Origin of the sequence: Streptococcus pseudopneumoniae, from assembly GCF_001068775.1 — a bacterium.
Classification (GTDB): Bacteria; Bacillota; Bacilli; order Lactobacillales; family Streptococcaceae; genus Streptococcus; species Streptococcus pseudopneumoniae_N.
The window spans coordinates 1-20097 of sequence record NZ_JWAJ01000008.1 but is presented as its reverse complement, the minus strand read 5'-3'; the positions used below and the strand labels follow the sequence as shown (position 1 = coordinate 20097).

Here is a 20097-nt window from a genome sequence, read left to right as displayed (position 1 = left end):
TTTTGTGCTATTCAAGTTTAAAAAAATAGACAAATGTGATATACTAAAAGGCGAGTATTCTAGTAGAAATAGGACAATCATATGAAACAAACAATTATTCTATTATATGGTGGACGCAGTGCAGAACGTGAAGTGTCTGTCTTGTCAGCTGAGAGTGTCATGCGTGCGGTTAACTATGATCGCTTCATGGTAAAAACTTTCTTCATTAGCCAGTCTGGAGACTTTATCAAAACACAAGAATTTACCCAAACTCCAAGTCAGGATGATCGTCTCATGACTAACGATAGCATTGACTGGAACAAGAAAATTACTCCAAGTGCTATCTACGAAGAAGGAGCAGTAGTCTTTCCAGTTCTTCATGGACCTATGGGAGAAGATGGTTCCGTTCAAGGTTTCTTAGAAGTCTTGAAAATGCCTTATGTTGGTTGCAACATCTTGTCTTCAAGTCTTGCTATGGATAAGATTACTACCAAGCGTGTCTTGGAGTCTGCTGGGATTGCCCAAGTTCCTTACGTAGCTATCGTTGAAGGGGATAATTTGGCTTCTAAGATTGCAGAAGTAGAAGAAAAATTAACTTATCCAGTCTTTACCAAACCATCCAATATGGGCTCTAGTGTTGGGATTTCTAAGTCTGAAAATAAAGAGGAACTCCATCAAGCTCTAGAGCTTGCCTTCAAGTACGATAGTCGTGTCTTGGTAGAACAAGGGGTAAATGCCCGTGAAATCGAGGTTGGACTTTTAGGAAACTATGATGTCAAGAGCACGCTTCCTGGTGAAGTTGTCAAAGACGTAGCCTTCTATGACTATGATGCCAAATATATCGATAACAAAATTACTATGGATATCCCAGCTAAGATTAGCAATGATGTGATATCGATTATGCGCAAGAATGCCGAAACTGCCTTCCGTGCTATCGGTGGACTTGGTTTGTCGCGTTGCGACTTCTTCTATACAGATAAGGGAGAAGTTTTCCTAAATGAGTTAAATACCATGCCAGGCTTCACTCAATGGTCTATGTATCCCTTGCTTTGGGACAATATGGGAATTTCTTATCCAGAACTAATCGAGCGTTTGGTTGATCTTGCTAAGGAAAGTTTTGACAAGCGTGAAGCGCACCTATTGTAAAGACAGGCATAAGGGCGGGAAGAGACTTCTTGCCCCTTTTTAAAGGAGTAAATATGAAACTTACGATTCACGAAGTTGCGCGTCTTGTTGGTGCTAAAAATGACGTATCAGTCTATCCAGATAGTCCACTAGTCAAGGCAGAGTTTGATAGTCGTTTTATTGGAGCCGGTGATCTATTTGTGCCACTAAAGGGGGCGCGTGATGGACATGACTTTGTCGAGACAGCTTTTGAAAACGGCGCTGCTGTAACTCTATCAGAGAAGGAAGTCGAAGGGCATCCCTACATCTTAGTAGAGGATGTTTTAGCAGCCTTTCAAGCACTTGCGGCTTATTATCTTCAAAAGACAGGTGTAGATGTCCTTGCTGTTACAGGTTCAAATGGAAAGACCACTACCAAGGATATGTTAGCCCATTTACTTTCTACAAGCTACAAAACCTACAAAACACAAGGGAACTACAATAACGAGATTGGACTACCTTATACAGTTCTCCATATGCCAGATGATACTGAAAAGTTAGTCTTGGAAATGGGGCAGGATCATTTAGGAGATATCCATCTTTTATCTGAACTGGCTCATCCAAAGACAGCTATTGTGACCTTAGTTGGGGAAGCTCATTTGGCCTTCTTTAAGGACCGTTCAGAGATTGCCAAAGGGAAATTGCAAATCGCTGATGGTATGGAGAAAGGGGGCTTGCTTTTAGCGTCAGCTGATCCTATTGTAGATGATTATCTACCTACTGAGCAAAAAGTGGTTCGCTTTGGTCCAGGTGCAGAACTCGAAATTACAGACTTGATCGAGCGTAAGGATAGCTTAACCTTCAAGACTAATTTCTTGGAGCAAGCTATTGATTTGCCAGTAACTGGTAAGTACAATGCGACCAATGCTATGATAGCTTCTTACGTTGCCCTGCAAGAAGGAGTGACGGAGGAGCAGATTGGTCAAGCCTTCCAAAATCTAGAGTTGACCCGTAATCGGACCGAGTGGAAAAAAGCTGCCAATGGAGCAGATATCTTATCAGATGTCTACAATGCCAATCCAACAGCTATGAAGTTGATTTTAGAAACTTTTTCAGCTATCCCCGCTAATGAAGGTGGCAAGAAACTCGCAGTTCTGGCGGATATGAAAGAACTTGGAGACCAGTCTGTTCAACTCCACAATCAGATGATTTTGAGCATTACACCCGATGTCCTTGATACCGTTATTTTCTATGGCGAAGACATCGCTGACTTGGCTCAATTAGCCAGTCAATGTTTCCCAATCGGCCATGTTTATTACTTCAAGAAAACTGCTGAAGAAGATCAGTTTGAAGCTATGGTCAAGCAGGTCAAGGAAAATCTTGGAGCACATGACCAAATCTTGCTTAAAGGTTCTAACTCTATGAATCTAGCCAATTTAGTAGAAAGTTTGCAAGAAGAAGACTAATGTTCTTCGATAAGAAAAATTTTTCAAGAGTAAATTTGTCTTGAAGGCTTAGCTTCTTTGGAACACAAAAATATAAGAAATAAATGTAAGCTAGGCTCTATAGAGTTAAGTAAGAGCTTGGCTTATATGAAAATGAGGAAAGTTACATGAATTTTTGGGATGCTTTATTTAGTACGCAGCCGACGGAGCCACCCCAATTTGACCTTCTTTGGTATGGAAGTCTATTTACTTTATTAGCATTGACTGTATTTCTTGCCTACCGTTATGGTGAGAAAAAAGTCTGTCAACGATTTTTCAAGATTTTACAGGCGGTACAGCTAATCCTGCTCTACGGATGGTATTTGGTTAATCAGATGCCTTTAACAGAAAGTCTTCCTTTTTATCATTGCCGTTTGGCTATGTTTGTAGTACTTTTGACTCCGGGTGTCTCTAGAGTCAAGCAGTATTTTGCTGTATTGGGAACCTTTGGAACTTTGGCAGCTTTTATTTATCCAGTGCCAGATCCCTATCCCTTCCCCCACATTGCCATTTTGTCCTTTATTTTCGGACACTTAGCCCTTCTTGGAAATTCCTTGATTTATCTCCTGAAGGACTACGATGCTAGTTTACTGGATTTCAAACGAATCCTAATTATCACGTCTTCGCTCAATGCCTTGATTTTCGTAGTTAATTTAGTAACAGGTGGAGATTATGGATTTTTGACAAGACCCCCATTGGTTGGAGACCACGGTCGTCTGATCAATTATCTAGTGGTAACGCTATTCTTGACTTGCGCTATTTACTTAGTCTCTAAAATTTTTCAGACAGTCCTTCAGGAGCAGGCAGAAAAAAGGTTGAGAATCTGGCAGAAATAAAAAAATATTTTTCCAATCTCTTGACTTTTATCTGAGAATTTTGATACAATAGTAGACGGTATTGTTTACCCCATTTGTAAGGCCCCGGAACCTTTCAAATACCCCGCGGACCGGAACATCCGCCCTGTAAACAAAAACGATATTCATATAGGAGAAATCATGAACAAAACTACATTCATGGCTAAACCAGGCCAAGTAGAACGCAAATGGTACGTTGTTGACGCAACTGATGTACCTCTTGGACGCCTTTCAGCAGTTGTTGCTAGCGTACTTCGCGGAAAAAACAAACCAACATTCACACCACACACTGATACAGGTGACTTCGTAATCGTTATCAATGCTGAAAAAGTTAAATTGACTGGTAAAAAAGCATCTGATAAGATCTACTACACTCACTCAAACCACCCAGGTGGATTGAAATCAATCTCTGCTGGTGAACTTCGTTCTAAAAATGCAGTACGTTTGATCGAGAAATCAGTTAAAGGTATGCTTCCACACAATACTCTTGGCCGCGCTCAAGGTATGAAATTGAAAGTATTCGTTGGAGCTGAGCACACTCACGCTGCACAACAACCAGAAGTTCTTGATATTTCAGGACTTATCTAAGGAAAGGAACAATAAAGTATGTCACAAGCACAATATGCAGGTACTGGACGTCGTAAAAACGCTGTTGCACGCGTTCGCCTTGTTCCAGGAACTGGTAAAATCACTGTTAACAAAAAAGATGTTGAAGAGTACATCCCACACGCTGACCTTCGTCTTGTCATCAACCAACCATTCGCAGTTACTTCAACTGTAGGTTCATACGACGTTTTCGTTAACGTTGTAGGTGGTGGATACGCTGGTCAATCAGGAGCTATCCGTCACGGTATCGCTCGTGCCCTTCTTCAAGTAGACCCAGACTTCCGCGATTCATTGAAACGCGCAGGACTTCTTACACGTGACTCACGTAAAGTTGAGCGTAAGAAACCAGGTCTTAAGAAAGCTCGTAAAGCATCACAATTCTCAAAACGTTAATCAATACGATTATATCAACGTTTCAAAGCACTCAAAAGTTTACCTTATGGGTGCTTTTTTCGTGTTTTTTTAAAAAGTTTACCTCAAAGTTCACCTTATTTTTACCTTATTGTTTTAGAGACTTTAAAGCAAATTCCCCAACTGCCATAGGAACTACATTAGAGGTGTTGACATAAATTTGAGTTGTGCCTGTATCGCTATGCGTTAGTGCTTCAGAAATGGCTTCTAAGCTCATTCCTGCTTGTTTAGCAAGTGTTGCTCCTGTATGTCGTAGTTTATGAGGTGTAGCGTGTGTCAGCTCTTTATGTCGCTTTCTAATACTTTTCATTTTGTTGTTTAGATAGTCAGCATGTAAAGGCTTATTTATGTTTCCTTTTGTGTCGATATATGTAAAAACAAATTGTTCTGGATTACTGATGATGCCAAACTTTGCCAGTTCATATTTTTGTTGTTCTTTCCAAGAGGTAAGGAGCTGAAGTAAGTCATTAGAAATAGAGAAAATAGTTTTCTTATTTCCCTTAGTAGATTTTACTTGTCCATATCTATCTAAAGCTTGAATTAGCTGAATCTGTGATTTTGAAAAGTCGATATGTTTCCATTGAAGAGCATAGGTTTCAGATTTTCTATCACCTAAGAAAAAAGTGAGATAAAATAAAACATAATCTTTCAGAGTTATTTTATCATTATCTAAATCTTCTTGAAATGCTGAGAACCATTCTTGGAGTTGTTCATGAGTTAGATATAAATCTTCCTCTCTCTTTGACTCTGCAAGTTGAATCTTTTTAGTAGCTTTTATTCTTCTTAATATTTTTGCAACTTTATTAGCTTCTATATACTCAAGTTCTTCTGCCCAGTCAAAAATGGAAATTACATAACTACGTAAAGATTTGAAGTTCGCATATTCATTAGCCTTAGATGTCATTAGATTTAGGATAACTTGCTTATTTTGGTTTAAAAACTGTATCGTATAGTTTCCAAGAAGTGGTAGGATATGTTTTTCAAAACAGGTTTTGGTATTTGCAACTGTTGACCTGCTTGGTGGCTTAGAAGTAGATGTAGTTTGTCCTGCTTTATAAGAGTCCCACCAGATATTGTTATAGAAGTCTGAGAAAAGAATATCTCCTTTTGCTAGTCCTGTAAACTCATTATCTTCTATTTGATTTAACTTAGTAAGCAAGTCTATCTCAGCTTGCCTTGCCTCCTTTCTTGTTTTGAATCTCTTATCGTAATAGTTGCTATTGACAATACCAAGTGGCATTCGTGCTTCAATTGGGATATAGACTTTTAAGCGATAGGTTCCGTTTTTTGTCTTACTGATAGTCATGATATTCTCCTTGTATATCGAACCAGAAAATATCATGACTATTATAAAACAAAAATATAGATATTTCTAGTTTTGTGAGTAAAGCCATGAATTAATGGCTTCTTTATTAAATCGTATAGTCTTACCTATTTTTATTGCAGGCAGTCCTCGTTTAATCCAACTGTCGAGAGTATTGTTTGAGATACCCAAGTAGTGGCAAGCCTGTTGTTTGTTTAAAAACGGACTTTCAAGGTTACTATTGTTCAATCTATTTTCAATTTCTTTCTTGATAAGTTCAGCAAGTAGGAGCTGAATTTGTTGAACTTGTTCATCTGGTAGAATTACTTGCATCTGTTCCTCCAATGTATGGTATAATAGAGGTATCAAGAGATACCCTATTTACTCTTCTTGATTATCTGCAACCTCGTCCTCGCTCGCCAAAGTTTCGGATGGGGTTTTTGATTTGCCTAATTCTAAGATATCCCACTGATTATTAATCGCTATTTTAGAAAGCAATGTTGATAATAAATCCTGTCTACTATTAAGTAACGAATCATTTGCAAAGTCATAAGATAAGGAAACTTCCTGCTCATTTTCTAAGATAGTTTTTACAGGTTCTTCCATTCGTTGAGGATATGATACATAAAACTTAGGATTTTTATCATTTCCTCTTATTGTAGCCAGACACTCAATTCTTCTAACATACTGTGATAGGTCTTCTCTATCGTTCCCTTTTGTGTTGTAAAAGAAATCTAGTGGGTATTTCGAACTGGTGATAATGATAACTTTTGCTGCTCCCATCTTATTTTGGTAGCGTGCAGAAATTGGGCTTATATTGAAGGGATCTAATAGTTTTAGCCAATCTGAAGCGGTTAAACTATCTCCTCGAACGTCGTCAAGAAAAAGAATCTCTTCTCCGTTCACCTCGTCAAAGATGTTTGTGGCAGCAGTCACTACTGATTGCCAGTTTTGACCATTTTGTTTTGCCAACTGAATGATAGCTTTGGATAAGTCCTTTGCAAAGGTTGACTTTCCAAGACCAGTACTCCCATGAATGAAGAGAATAGTTTTTTTAAATTCTCCGTTATCTAACTCATATTTAGTACGAGTTCCTTTGATTTCCCCAACGGTACGAATGGTATCGTTTATCCTAGCTTTGTGGACTGCATACAGTGTGCGATATTTCTGTTCAAGAAGTATTTCATTTTTGGTGATATACTCGTTTAGAATGTTATCGATAAGCAAGTCAATATCTTCGTAGGTTTGGTTTACTTCTTTTTTGGCTTTTCCTTTAAGCCAGCTCTCTTTCCTTTGATGATATACTTCTAAGTAGTCTTTACCTGCTAGAGTAACTACTTCATCAGGGCTATATTGATATTTATCTTTATCTTTTGCATGAATTAAGTAAGCCAACAAGTTATCGTAGCCATATCTTCCAGACTTTGATTTTTCGAGATGCTGTTCTTCTAATCCGATTTTTTCTGCTAAAGTAGATAGTGTTGCACCTTTCTTAAACTTGAGCAAAGCATGTATATGTGGTTCGGCAAGTTTAGTAGTTGTTTCTTGAAGTTTTTTGTCGAATTTTACAGATGTGTCTTTATCATGATTAATTGCATATGCTTCAGTAACTGTTGTCACTTCACTAACTCTTCTGACAATTTCCTCAAGAATTTTTTCAATATCCGCTGATTCAAGTAGTTCTTTATTCCAGTCATTATCCCAGAAGCCATTTGAGAATTGTTGCGTTAATAGCACTGATGTTAAAAGGGCTTCCTTTTTTGTATTTTTCATAATAATTAAACCTCAATTCTAATTATTTTTTTAATTATTTCAGTGTTAGACTATCGACAAGCCCAGTCTAACACGTGCGTAGAATAATTAAAAATTAAATTGTAGTAACTCTTGGGGCGTTGCCCCAAACCCCAGCCTCTCCTGCCCGATGATAAATCATCGATCCGAGAACGCTTGCCAGCTAACAAGGGACGGGTAGTATTTTTCTTCGCTTCACTCCTTGCCTTCGGCATCGTTACGCTTGAAAAATCTCCACCCTCTAGCCCTTGCAAGCAGTCATTTTTCTGCTGGCAATGTCGTGCCGACACTAAACCGATGATGAAACTTCAAAATAAGCTTACTGTCGCGCTAAACAAGTGTAGCAGAAAAAGCGCTAGCTATATCTTGAAAATAGCTCTTGCATCCGTTGATTTAGCCGACCCTCGTCTCTTACTTGAATAGTGCGAAACATTTTAACAGATTCTCCCTCAAGTTGGAAATAGCCATATCCTCTAGGTTTTACGACAACTTCGGTTTTTTCCATATCTGGGAATAGAAGCTGCCTGTTATTCGTAGACATGAGAAAACTAGTAGATAATGAAATTATACAGTTGAAGTTATACCGCCCTGGTAAATCAGACATCAAGAAACGTTGACTGGACAAAATAATTCGTAAACCTAGGCTCCTACCCATGCTATTCATCATTAACATTTTTGATAAAACATCTTTATGTTTTTTCTTGTCGGTTTGCTCAAGATAAGCGAGAAAAGCTTGCCACTCATCAAAAATTAGGTAAAGATTATGCGAGTTTTGTTCTTGCTTATCAAGTCTAGCTTCAAAACGTTGGTAGACTGTTTCGAACAATTCTAGACAGTTAAAACCTCTTGTGACATGATCACTAGTCATTGAAAACATTTCTTCATCTGCTTTAAAATCCAAAAAGTAAGCTTCAGCATCTGTATCATGAAATGAAATGAGTCCTAAAAGTCTTCTCAAAAAAGTGGATTTTCCCGAACCAGACGGGCCTGCAATAATCCATGCGAAAAATCGGTTAATGTCAATAGATGCAGAGGTTGGTTGACCTCTGCTATTGACCTCGAAAACATTTTTTATCATGCTAGAAGTCCTCTTCTCTCTGAGGTTTTTGCATTAGCATCATGTCATGAGTTGACACTAAACGAACTTTGATTGCAAGGAAGGGTTCACGCTTCACACGCTTCACAATGCTATCTGTAGAATCGTTTGACATAGTTTTTACAACTTGTCTTACTTTTGTTTCAAACTCTGCAAGAAGTTCATCAGAGATTTCTTTGTTGATGTGAACAAAGTAAGTATCTGGTTTATCTTCTTCTATCCCTTGCGTGAAATTTAGTGTGGAAATTGGTAGTTCTGTCACACCTTCTTCTGTCAACCAGTGATATAACTTCTCGTACAAAAGATTGTCAGAGGTTTGATTTCTCTGTTTGTATCGTTGCCAAGGTAGAGAGAAAATTTCTCCGTTTGTGAAAATCCACATCAGCATTAAAAATCCAAAGACAAATGGAACTATCCATAGTAGAAACTTAATAAGTAGCGCTAGCGAAACAAAGCTGATTAAAGCTATAAAAAGCTGATAGTACCACTCTAATTTCATGAATTTTGTTACAAGTTTCTTCATGTTGCCACCTCTCTTCTATTTGAGCGAAATGTCGGCAAGCTCAGCGACAAGAGCTAGTCCGACTGGTTGCTTGAGTTTATCAAGTACAAATGATAAGTCATACTTGCTAATTACGATGTCAGCGTTAATCAAACCATCTAAATTCTCGTTCTGATAGTTTTTCAACTTGACTTTGAAAGTTGGACAGTAAGATTCTTGATTAATGCTAGCGAACTGTTCATAGAGTTTGACATCTACGCATGTTAGAGATGCCCAAGGGCGTTGGTTTTCCTGACCTTCGTTGATGATGCCATTGTTTTTGTCAACAACTTTAACAGCTGATGGGACATCAACAGAAGTTGATAAAGCATCCAAAAATGCTCTTGCACTTTCGTGGTTGCCAGGTGTTAATTTTTTTTCTTTTGACATGTTAATTCCTCCTGTCAAAAAAGCATGGTCAGCTTATCGCGAATGCTGACGAGTAAAAGAGCTCTTGTGTTAACAAAAATATGATAACACGAAGACATTAATTTGCCTATGCAGATAGGGTTCAAAAATAAATTGATAAAAAAAAGCAAATGTGGTAAAATAATTGCAAAAGTGGGAATCAATTCATAAGTTTCGGGGGAGGAATATATGTCAAAATCTGATACTTGGTTTAACTTTTATGAACCGTACATTAAGATTAATGATTTATTAGATATAGAAAATTCTTTAGCAAGATACATAGAAAATAACTACCAACATATCATTGTGGAACAATTCGAACAATACAAGGATGATGGCATCTATAAGAGGGCTGGTGATTTTGTACAAGAAGAACTGGGGCTTAGATTGAAGAATCCTGACGCTTTCTATAATGAAATTAAAAGAGGAGTAGAAAAAGACATTACGAACCTTATTCCGATTTTAAAAGAATTTCCATTAGTGAAGCAATATCTTTTAGAAACAGAAACACAATTTTATAGAAAGGTTAGTAATATTAAGTTGTCTTTGGAATTGGGGTATGAACTGTTATATCATCCAGAATGTGTTACTTTTCTTTTATCATTTTTGCCAAAAATATTTCCTTGTCCAGAGGAGCTTATATATTTTAGAAAATTAAATTATATTTCAAATAAAATAAAAGATAATTTAATTAATTTCAATGAGATTGGTGATGAAATATCTTGCATATCTCTATCGGAATATGAGGCATTTTTAAATATTTCTGATTTTAAAACTGAAGAAAGTGTTACTGATTTGTATATCAAGAAAAATTATAGCAAGATTATGAGGGATCAATACAAGAAGCTAAAACTAGATGGAGTATGCTGCAAACAGGAAGTTTTTGTAGAAGAGTTCATCAATAAAGAAATAGATGAAAAAAGATCTTTATTTCATAGATTATCAAATGGTTCTAAAAAGATGGATGATAATTTACTACAAAGGTTCAGAGAATTTCCCATCCTGCAACCAGAGAGTGAGTCTTTACATTCAAATAACATAAAAAAATTAAATTACATAAGATTTGCTTTATATTTAGGAGCTATTTTTTTGGAAGAGCCAATATTGATACTTTCTGTTACTAATGCTGTGAAAAAAACAAATTCATTAGAATTATCTGGTATTGACTATTTGCGTACTTTTTCAATTAAATTAGAAGAAGAAGCTGACGAACTGGAAGAGGAATATGAGTGGGAAGAAAATCAGATTAGGTTAGATAAATATTATTCCGAAGACTTAAAGATATAATGAAAAACCCAACCAAAATTTATTTTGGCTGGGTTTATTTGATATTCTTTACAATCTCATTAAATGAGGATATAATTTTTCCTTGCTTATCTTTGGGTAATTTTGTTAAGTTTTCAAAAAGTACTTCTGCAGAATCTTCTCGCTCTGATTCATATGATTGTAGATCAAAGAACTCCTCGACCGTTAGATTTAGGGCTTTGATTACGGATTCAAGAGTTTTTATCTTGAAATCGTACTTCATATTTTCTATGTTTTGGATAGCTTTAACACCTAGACCAGCTATTTCAGATAATTTTTCCTGACTTAATCCCTGCTCTTTTCTGCATTCACGTATGCGAAATGCGATATGCTTTTGTAATTTATTATATTCCATACTATATACCATTGTACTATCTGTTTTCTTTAAAAATAAGTATAATAAACTATCCAAAAACGATAAAAGTATGGTAAAATAGTACTATAGTTTAATAAAATGCATAGGGCATTGTACAAAAGGAGTTTATAAATGTCAAAAGCTACGGAAAATAGTCAAAGTACTACTAAAAAATTGTATACAGGTGCGGTTATTTCTGCCATTGCAGCAACTGGTCTTGTCGGAACAATCGGAACTGCTCACGCAGATACGGTAGAGCTTCCATTGCCTACAACTGCTCAAACCGAACCAGCCTTGATAGAGAAAGAAGCGCCTAAGAAAACTGAAGTGAAAGTTCCTACTAAGGAAGACGTTGCTGAACTTGGTGCTACTGCTAAACAAACCCAAGAAGATGCAGATAAAGCAAAAGAAGTCTTGGATCAAGCCAATGAAACTTCTGATACAGCAGAAAAGAAAGTCGCAGACTTGAAACAAGCTAAAGACGATGCTCAAAAGATTGCTGACAAAGCAACACCAGAAGCGATTCAAAACGCAGAGAAGAAAGTGGAAACTGCTAAAGCAAACGTTCCTACCAAAGAACAAGCGGTATCTTCTGCGCAAACTGAACAAGATGATGCAGACCGTAAGGTTGCTATTCAAGGCAAAACTGTTGGAACTAAACAAGCAGACGTGACTCAAGCAGAAAATGGAGTAGCTGATGCTAAAACTACCGTTAAAAATGCAGAGGACGCTTTGAATGGTGTTGGTCTTGCTGACGCTAAAGAGAAACAAGACGCAGCGATTAAAGAAGAAGCTACAAGCAAACAAGCACAAGAAGATGCACAAGCAGCTCTTGATGAAGCTAAGAAGTTGGATGGTGAGCTTGCCGACCAACTCAAAAAAGCAGAAACCACTGTTAAGTCTGCTACAAAAGATGTAGAAGCTAAAGAAGCAGAAGCTAAAGAAGCGAAAGCTAACCGTGATAATGCTCTTGCTACTTACAACCAAGCGGTATCTACTCTTGATGCTCTTCAAGATAGCTCTAAGAAACAAACCATCACTCTTTCACCAGCTTTCATTCAAGCAGTGAAAGAAAATATGGCTTATAACGACCAAGATACAAGTTCTTGGAGTTCAGAAGACCGTGATAAACGTACTATGGAACTTTACAATAAGATTGTGAATGCTCAAGTAGAACACAAGAAACTGAATAAATACGTTCTAACCAAAGCTGATCAAACTGATAAAACTCGTTATGACATTAACAATCTCCCACAAGAGATTAAAGATGAGTTGAACTACTATGTAGTAGACCTTATCAACCAAATGCGCCGTCAACTTGGTTTGTCTGATGTAGTTCTTTCAAAAACTTCTCTTGAATTTGCCGATAAGGTTGCAAAAGAGTATTTGAAAGCAAACTTCTCTAAAGCAATGAAAGATGACTACCGTGCTAAAGGTGGTGTCGGACACTATGCTATCGGTATCAACAAGGTTGCCAAAGAATATGGTCTGCCTACAACAGATGCAGAGGAAGAAAGCAAGGGTGAACAGTATTATGAAAATACTGTAACCACTTATAGTTTCCACAACTTCGATGATGCTGATGGGGTTTACCGTAAAACTCTTGGTGAAATGAAAGCTAAGTTGTACGATGACCTTGTAATGTTGGTGTCTACTAAGGGTGATTACGCTCACACAGAGGGTATCCTTCAATTCGACCATGCTCATGAAACTATCTACTTCGGTGGTGTAGCTCAAAGTAAAACAGACGACTTCTATACTACCCACTTCTTGACTGCTATTCGTAGTGACTATGTAGACGGTTCTAAATGGGATAAAACACCTATTGCAAACCCACTTAGCGATGAAGTGATTGAGCGTAAATTGAGCGAAGCTCGTCAAGCACTTGCTGATGCTATGATTGTTCGTGATAACACACAAACTACGTTTGAAGCAAAAACAAAAGCAGAATCAGATGCTAAACTTGCTCTTACAAACGCAGAAGCTAACTTGACTGCCTTGAAGAAAGGTGAAAGCCCACTTGCTAACGCTCAAAAAGCCTTTGATGAAGCAAAAGACCGTCATGATAAGGCAGTAGTTACTCTTTCTAATGCTAACGCTCTTGTCAATAATTTGACTGTTTCAAAAGCTACAAAAGAAGAAGCTCTTAAAGATGCACAAGCGAAACTTAAAGACGCTGAGAAAGTTCTTAAAACTGCACAAGAAGCGCTTAAAGCAGAAGAAGATAAGATGAAAGAGCTTGAAGCGATTGCTACAAGCAAAGCCCAAGCGGTATCTACTACTAAGAAAGAACTTCAAGGTGCTCAAGACGAAGTTAAACAATCCGAAAAAGAACTTGCAGACCTTAAAGGTGCTCATACTCGTTTGAAAGAAGTGAAAGCAGAGCTTGAAAAAGCTGAAGCAGAGCTTAAAGATGCCTACAAAGCACAAAACGAAGCTAAAGTAGACTATGAAACTAAGAGCATTGCAGCAGGTCAAGCCCAAACTGCTTACGAAACTGCCAAAGCGAAGTTTGAAGAATCCGAAGCAAAACGCTTGGCTGAACTTGCAGATGCCAAACGTAAAGAGCTTGAAAAAGCTGGCTACCAACCAGTTCCAGTAGTAGACGATAAAGGGAATGTGGTTGATTATACAGCAGAAAAAGTAACCGTAGGAACTAAAGACGATAAAACTTATCAAGCGCCTGCACAAGCTACCAATGCAAAATCAGAATCTAAGAAACAACTTCCAAATACAGGATCGAAGGAGTCAGGACTTTTAGCAATGCTTGGAGCAAGTGTTGGACTACTTGCTTTTGCTGGAAAACGAAAATTTAGATAGCAAGAAAGAGGGGGTGTCCCCTCTTTTTAATAAATGAAAGGATCTACGATATGAGAACTCCTAAAAAATACTCAGATTTACTTAAACGAAAAGAACTCACTAATGCTATTATTGCAGAATGTATATACTCTGTAAATAAGCGAGCTAAAAACTATCGCGACAAGATAAAAGAATATAAAAACGCAAGATATTATTTACATCAACAAAATAACATTGAAGATGCTGAAGAAAATATGGAAAAATACTATGATATGAAAGAAAAACTATTGAGTAAATATAAACCAACAATGATTCATAAACAATATATAGGAGAGAAAAAACAACGAGTCTATAGTTATGAAAAAAATTATGAAAAGCTATATAACGAAAAAAGAAATGCCATAGTTTGGGAAAATAGTTACTATGACTATGACACTAACAAGGAAATTGAATTTTTTGATTATAGTTTAGGTAAGAAAGAATATCTTTATTTTTTGTACTATGAAATAGGTGAATATAGTTTTCATTCTCCAATTGATGAAAAAAGAGTAAAAAATTCTCAATTAGAAATCAAAGAGATAGATGAAGACTTTCAAACTCGTGGAGCAGATATTGTGGATTTACTTTCAAAACAATTTGTACAAAAAGTAATAGATTTGTTGGAAAGTGGAGAGTATACATTGTTGGAATAGGAAAAAGTTGTTCATCAAACATGTATAGTGATAAATTAAAAGAGAGCGCTATGCTCTCTTTTCTATGATGTTGTTCTGATATGTAAAAATTTTATATAAGGGAAACTTTTGATATTCTGGTTCGATTTTTGCTTATTTTTGATGAAAGTTTACCTTATTTTAATGAAACTGATTGAAATTAGTTAAAATTTTATTTTTTGAAAACTTATGAAAACGGTAATTTTAAAGTACTTTGAAATTAGATGAAATAAGTGGTGCCCCAACCAGGTCTTAAGAAAGCTCGTAAAGCTAGCCAGTTCTCTAAACGTTAATTCGTTGCTGGACAGCAGAATACAAACGAAAACACTTTGCATATTGCAAGGTGTTTTTTTCTATGAGAACTGGCGGTGCGCAATTAGGATAGCTCTAGCGACTTTAGTCGCATAGAGATATGCTATGCACAGTTGCCCCAAGAAAACAAGCGAAGCGATGTTTGATTGGATGGCAACCACTGCACTCAAAACGTTCTTCGAAAGAATTACTATACTTACAAAGAGCACCTTTTGGGGTGTTCTTTTTTATTGATATCTTGTAGATTTATAATTAGAAATCTCCTTGAAAGGTATCGGGTAAATGAAAAGACTCGGCGATCATATCCTATTTCTTCGTACTTTAACCTAATACCTATAATGTAAAAAACTCTAGCTATCAAGTAGTTGATAGTTAGAGTTTTTTTCTATTCATATGATTTAATTAGATGAAATAGGGCCTCTACTTCTGATGACGGTGTGGCTGATTTAAGATAAGTGTAGTAAACTGTAAAAGTTATCTGATCCTTCGGTATAAGAGGGATCTTGATTAAATTATCATCTTCATCAGAAAGTGCGATATCAGCCAGTAAACTAAGGCCAATCCCTTTCTTTAAAAGTTCTTTAAGAATGACAATGTCATCAGTCTTAAAGAATATTTCTGCCTTGTTTTGATATTTTTGATTAAGCATTTCAAAAGCTTTCAGGTGAACAAAGTGTTCGTCTAAAAGTATAAAGGATTGATCTACTAATTCTTCAAAAGCGAGAGAAGGAGCAGTAGCAAGAGGATGGTTCTTAGATAAAACGACATACAGTTCTTTATGAAATAGCTCGTGTGTCTCTATTGAAGGATAATTGAGAGGTTCAATCAAACCGAGTAGGCTTGCATCAAGGTCTCCTTTGATGAGAAAGTTTAATAACTCCACGGAGCCACCGCGGATAGGGCGTACCTTTTTTAAAAAATCGAATTTATCTTTTTCGTTTAAGGCAGCAAAGAGATACTGAATGATAATAGGAGGGAATCCTACAGTAGAGTATTGTGCCAAGGAGCGATTAATTTCTTTGCGAGTAGAAATGACCTCAGGTAAAATCAGTTCTGTATGCTTTAGAAGGATTTGTCCTTGAGGAGTTAGCTTGAAGGAACGATGCGAGGGGTCATGGTGAATCAATTTGCAGTTAAAGGATTCCTCTAAGCGCTTGATAGCATAAGAAATAGATGGTTGGCTGACTTTATGTTGTTTTGCTACTTCCGTATAGGATTGAAGCTGGCAGAGGTCATAAAAATATTGTAGATCTTTTAAATTCATATGGGTTCACTTTCATTAGTTGGAGAAGGAAAATAAGTGGGGAAATCAGCAGATAAATAATTTTTATCCGTAGCCTACAATTTGACTATACGGGTATTCACTAGTTAAAATGTAAGTGAGTCAGGGATCTCAAAGATTATCTAAGATACTTTCAAAAATGACCAACATCTTTTCTCGTCTATCAATAGGGAGCTGTTTAATCTTCATGTTGATTCTTTTGAGTGAAAGATTGTCAGTCTTATCAGAGGTTGATTCAAGGCTATCAAAATTGAAAAATTCCTCTGGGGTCATCTCTAGGGCGACAATCACTTTTTCAAGACTGTGAATGGTCAGATTCACATTTTGGTTTTCAAGTTGATTGATATATTTTAGCCCAAGTCCTGCATGTTCCGAAAGTTCTTCCTGGCTCATTTTTTTCTGTGTTCGAAAATATTTCACTTTTTGGGAAATATATTGTTGTAAATAGTTTTTAGTTGTCATATAAATAGAATACAAGTTTTGCATGACAAAAAACACCTTAAAAAATACAAAGTATTATATAGCAAACTTATATGATATTTATTTTAATTAGGATTGCTAATTTGTATGATTAGTTTCTTTTGATCGAAAATTTTAGTAAAGAGTGATTATCGAGAGTTTGATGAGTCCAGAACTTTATAAAATATAACAACTTAAAGTGTCATCAATAATAGTGTTTTAAGTATAAAAGAGCTTTTTAGAAATTGTTCTCGTAGATTCATTATAACATATACGTATCCGATTGTATTTTATAAGCAACAAAGTTTCATAAACAATTCGTTTTATTTGGTATAATATAAGTAAAAAGGAGGTTGCATTATGACTGCACATGATATTTTAAATAATCCTTTCCTTAATAAGGGAACTGCTTTTACCTTAGAGGAGAGAAAGGAACTAGGCCTTATTGGTTTACTACCACCTTATGTTCAAACGATTGAAGAACAAGCGTCGCAAACTTATGCACAAATGCAAACAAAAGCCAATGATTTGGAAAAACGTCTTTTCCTAATGGAAATTTTTAATACCAACAGGACTCTTTTCTATTACCTATTTTCTCAACATTTGGAAGAATTCAATCCAATTGTATATGACCCAACCATCGCAGATACGATTGAAGGCTATAGTGATCTCTTTGTAGATCCCCAATATGCGGGATATCTTGATATCAATCATCCTGAAAATATTGAAGCCACTTTGAAAAATGCTGCTGGGGATCGCGAGATTCGTCTCATTGTTGTAACAGATGCAGAAGGAATCCTTGGAATTGGTGACTGGGGAACAAATGGTGTTGATATTTCTGTTGGGAAATTGATGGTCTATACGGGTGCTGCTGGAATCGATCCTTCGATGGTCCTTCCTTTAGTCATCGATGCAGGGACTAACCGTGAAGAACTTCGTAACAATCCTAATTACTTAGGAAATCGTCACGAACGGGTCCGCGGAGATCGTTACTACGACTTCATTGACCAATTTGTTCAAACAGCAGAACGTCTCTTTCCTAAACTTTACCTTCACTGGGAAGATTTTGGTCGCTTGAATGCTGCCAATATTCTTGAAAAATACCGGAAACAAATTCCGACCTTTAATGATGATATTCAAGGTACAGGAATCGTTACCTTGGGTGGTATCTTTGGTTCGCTGGATATTAGTGGTGAAAAATTAACAGATCAAGTTTATCTCTGCTATGGTGGTGGTACTGCGGGTGCAGGAATTGCCTCTCGTGTTCTGCGTGAAATGGTGAGTGAAGGTCTCTCTGAAGAAGAAGCCTATAAACGTTTCTTTATGGTTGATAAACAAGGTCTTCTCTTTGATGACATGGATGACCTAACCCCTGAACAAAAACCGTTTGCTAAGAAACGTGCTGACTTTAGTAATGCAGACAAGTTGACTGACCTGCTTGAAGTAGTGAAGACTGTGAAGCCAACCATTCTTGTAGGAACTTCGACTCAGCCTAATACTTTCACTAAAGAAATAGTAGAGGCTATGTGTGAAAACACAGAGCGTCCGATGATTTTCCCTTTGTCAAATCCAACCAAACTAGCTGAAGCTAGTGCTAAAGATTTGATTGAATGGTCAGATGGCAAAGCTTTTGTCGCAACAGGAATTCCTGCTGATACAGTTTCTTATAAAGGTGTCGACTATGTGATTGGTCAAGCCAATAATGCCTTGATCTACCCAGGTCTTGGTCTAGGTATGCTGGCTTCTGAAGCAAGTCTTTTGACTGATGAAATGATTGGAGCAGCAGCTCATTCATTGAGTGGTATTGTCAATCCAGGCCAACCAGGAGCTCCTGTCTTGCCACCATTCAAGTATGTAGCAGATGTTTCTATTAAAGTAGCAGAAGCAGTCGCTAAAAAAGCACAAGAGCAAGGTCTTGCGCGTGCTAAGGAAACAGATATGGCCAAAGCAGTTCATGATTTGAAGTGGTATCCAGAGTATAAATAATTCATTGCTGCTGTCTATCCTTCACTAGCCACAGATTTGTATGGGCTGTGGACTTAAGTAATTTAGAAAGGATACCTATGTCACTCTTTTTAACCTCGATTACGAGTATCATTCCGATTATCGCTATTATTGTTTTGGGGTATATTCTTCAGGTTAGGGGATGGTTTGGAGATAGCTTTGGTCCCAACCTGTCTCGTTTGATCATGAATGTAGCCTTGCCAGCTTCAATCTTTGTTTCGGTGATGAAATACCTAACACTAGATAAGCTAATCAGTCTTTCTGGAGGTCTCCTTTATACATTTGTGGCCTTTATCTTGGGCTATATCGTAGCTTATATTACAGTTGTGGTTTTCAAGGTTCGTCCAGGACGGCGAGGAACCATGATTAATACCTTTGTGAATGCCAATACTATTTTTATTGGTTTACCTTTAAACGTTGCTCTTTTTGGGGATCAGGCTCTTCCTTATTTCTTGATTTACTATATCACCAATACGATTTCCACCTGGACATTGGGCGTGTATTTGATGACGAGCGACAGTAAATCGGGTCAAAGCAAGGAGACAACTAAATTTGACTGGAAGAAATTGCTACCAGCTCCGCTTGTAGGTTTTCTTGTCGCCCTACTATTTTTGATTCTCCGAATTCCTATTCCAGATTTTGCAACGAATACCTTAACCTATGTTGGAAATATCGTCACTCCCTTATCTCTGATTTATATTGGTATTGTTCTTGCTAAGGCAGGCTTGAATACGATTGCTTTTGATAAAGATACAATTGTCACCTTGGTTGGACGCTTTATCCTAGCTCCTCTGATCATGCTTCTTGTATTGAAGTTCTTTGCACCAAATATGGCAACAGTAGAATTTAAGACCTTTATGATTCAGTCTGCTACACCAGCTCTGGCAGTTCTCCCAATCCTTGCTAATCAAGGAAAAGGAGATGTGGAATTCTCTACGAATGTAGTGACTCTAAGTACGATTCTATTTATCGTTGTTATTCCAATATTACAAACTTTGTTAGGATAAGAAGGAAGAAGATAGGATTGAAAGTTTTGCATTAAGAAATTGCACTATTTTAGATACATAAATTTTTATTTATTGAAATTGAAATCAGAAGAAACTCTTCTGACGGTTGCTATCAAGCGCTTTTGAGCTGTCCTAAAAACCAGACTTTTCAAACTAGGATTGAAAAAAGCTCGTAAAGCATTACAATTTAGTAAACGTTCTTCGAAAGAATGACTATACTTACAGGCTCTTTGTCAACTGTAGTGGGTTGATGAAAAGTTATAACCTGGAGAGGACCAACTTGGTTC

19 protein-coding genes are annotated in these 20097 nt (G+C 36.9%); 10 read left to right on the top strand and 9 right to left on the bottom strand.

Annotated features, from left to right (window positions below; translation table 11 throughout):
• The first annotated feature begins 81 nt into the window (after positions 1 to 81).
• The 5 genes from ADF68_RS00225 to rpsI all read left to right on the top strand — a co-directional run bounded on the left by ADF68_RS00225 (position 82) and on the right by rpsI (position 4420).
• Complete coding sequence (locus ADF68_RS00225; RefSeq protein WP_049548133.1) at positions 82 to 1125, top strand: D-alanine--D-alanine ligase; 1044 nt, start codon at positions 82 to 84, stop codon at positions 1123 to 1125.
• A 53-nt stretch (positions 1126 to 1178) separates the two neighbouring features.
• Complete coding sequence (locus tag ADF68_RS00220; protein WP_049548132.1) at positions 1179 to 2549, top strand: UDP-N-acetylmuramoyl-tripeptide--D-alanyl-D-alanine ligase; 1371 nt, start codon at positions 1179 to 1181, stop codon at positions 2547 to 2549.
• Positions 2550 to 2695: 146 nt separating this feature from the next.
• Positions 2696 to 3403, top strand: a complete 708-nt coding sequence (locus ADF68_RS00215) for a TIGR02206 family membrane protein (protein ID WP_049548131.1) — start codon at positions 2696 to 2698, stop codon at positions 3401 to 3403.
• Positions 3404 to 3562: 159 nt separating this feature from the next.
• Entirely contained in the window at positions 3563 to 4009 is a 447-nt protein-coding gene (rplM, locus tag ADF68_RS00210) for a 50S ribosomal protein L13 (RefSeq protein ID WP_001044622.1), read from the top strand.
• A gap of 18 nt (positions 4010 to 4027) precedes the next feature.
• Positions 4028 to 4420 carry a 30S ribosomal protein S9 gene (gene rpsI, locus ADF68_RS00205; RefSeq protein ID WP_000075973.1) on the top strand — a complete coding sequence of 131 codons (393 nt, stop codon included), beginning with the start codon at positions 4028 to 4030 and terminating at the stop codon, positions 4418 to 4420.
• A 106-nt stretch (positions 4421 to 4526) separates the two neighbouring features.
• Here the strand turns inward: rpsI and ADF68_RS11045 are convergent, their stop codons facing one another.
• From ADF68_RS11045 to ADF68_RS00175, 6 genes are all read right to left on the bottom strand, one after another.
• A complete protein-coding gene (locus tag ADF68_RS11045; RefSeq protein ID WP_049548130.1) occupies positions 4527 to 5744 on the bottom strand; it encodes a site-specific integrase in 1218 nt (405 codons plus the stop codon).
• 66 nt (positions 5745 to 5810) lie between these two features.
• Positions 5811 to 6074, bottom strand: coding sequence for a helix-turn-helix domain-containing protein (locus ADF68_RS00195; protein WP_020900056.1), 264 nt, complete (start codon positions 6072 to 6074; stop codon positions 5811 to 5813).
• A 48-nt stretch (positions 6075 to 6122) separates the two neighbouring features.
• Positions 6123 to 7514: a Rep family protein gene (locus ADF68_RS00190; protein ID WP_049548129.1), complete on the bottom strand. Its 1392-nt coding sequence runs from the start codon at positions 7512 to 7514 to the stop codon at positions 6123 to 6125.
• Positions 7515 to 7887: 373 nt separating this feature from the next.
• Positions 7888 to 8610 carry an ATP-binding protein gene (locus ADF68_RS00185; protein WP_049548128.1) on the bottom strand — a complete coding sequence of 241 codons (723 nt, stop codon included), beginning with the start codon at positions 8608 to 8610 and terminating at the stop codon, positions 7888 to 7890.
• A 1-nt stretch (position 8611) separates the two neighbouring features.
• On the bottom strand, positions 8612 to 9151 hold the full coding sequence (locus tag ADF68_RS00180) for a hypothetical protein (RefSeq protein ID WP_049548127.1): 540 nt from the start codon (positions 9149 to 9151) through the stop codon (positions 8612 to 8614).
• Positions 9152 to 9166: 15 nt separating this feature from the next.
• Positions 9167 to 9559 (bottom strand): hypothetical protein, encoded by a 393-nt coding sequence (locus ADF68_RS00175; RefSeq protein WP_049548126.1) that lies wholly within the window; start codon positions 9557 to 9559, stop codon positions 9167 to 9169.
• Positions 9560 to 9766: 207 nt separating this feature from the next.
• Here ADF68_RS00175 and ADF68_RS00170 point away from each other — a divergent pair, with 207 nt between their 5' ends.
• Positions 9767 to 10864, top strand: coding sequence for a hypothetical protein (locus tag ADF68_RS00170; protein ID WP_049548125.1), 1098 nt, complete (start codon positions 9767 to 9769; stop codon positions 10862 to 10864).
• A 34-nt stretch (positions 10865 to 10898) separates the two neighbouring features.
• Here the strand turns inward: ADF68_RS00170 and ADF68_RS00165 are convergent, their stop codons facing one another.
• A complete protein-coding gene (locus ADF68_RS00165; RefSeq protein WP_049548124.1) occupies positions 10899 to 11237 on the bottom strand; it encodes a helix-turn-helix domain-containing protein in 339 nt (112 codons plus the stop codon).
• Between the two features lie 132 nt (positions 11238 to 11369).
• Here ADF68_RS00165 and ADF68_RS00160 point away from each other — a divergent pair, with 132 nt between their 5' ends.
• Complete coding sequence (locus ADF68_RS00160; RefSeq protein WP_049548123.1) at positions 11370 to 14057, top strand: SEC10/PgrA surface exclusion domain-containing protein; 2688 nt, start codon at positions 11370 to 11372, stop codon at positions 14055 to 14057.
• 50 nt (positions 14058 to 14107) lie between these two features.
• Positions 14108 to 14728 (top strand): hypothetical protein, encoded by a 621-nt coding sequence (locus ADF68_RS00155; RefSeq protein ID WP_049548122.1) that lies wholly within the window; start codon positions 14108 to 14110, stop codon positions 14726 to 14728.
• A gap of 715 nt (positions 14729 to 15443) precedes the next feature.
• Here the strand turns inward: ADF68_RS00155 and ADF68_RS00150 are convergent.
• Together ADF68_RS00150 and ADF68_RS00145 are read right to left on the bottom strand one after the other, a co-directional pair.
• The gene (locus ADF68_RS00150; protein ID WP_049548121.1) at positions 15444 to 16322 is read right to left on the bottom strand and encodes a LysR family transcriptional regulator; all 879 of its coding nucleotides are present in this window, start codon (positions 16320 to 16322) and stop codon (positions 15444 to 15446) included.
• Positions 16323 to 16451: 129 nt separating this feature from the next.
• A complete protein-coding gene (locus ADF68_RS00145) occupies positions 16452 to 16802 on the bottom strand; it encodes a helix-turn-helix domain-containing protein (RefSeq protein ID WP_049548143.1) in 351 nt (116 codons plus the stop codon).
• 357 nt (positions 16803 to 17159) lie between these two features.
• Here ADF68_RS00145 and ADF68_RS00140 point away from each other — a divergent pair, with 357 nt between their 5' ends.
• Complete coding sequence (locus ADF68_RS00140; RefSeq protein WP_049548120.1) at positions 17160 to 18785, top strand: malolactic enzyme; 1626 nt, start codon at positions 17160 to 17162, stop codon at positions 18783 to 18785.
• A gap of 77 nt (positions 18786 to 18862) precedes the next feature.
• Entirely contained in the window at positions 18863 to 19810 is a 948-nt protein-coding gene (locus tag ADF68_RS00135; protein ID WP_049548119.1) for an AEC family transporter, read from the top strand.
• Positions 19811 to 20097: the final 287 nt, after the last annotated feature.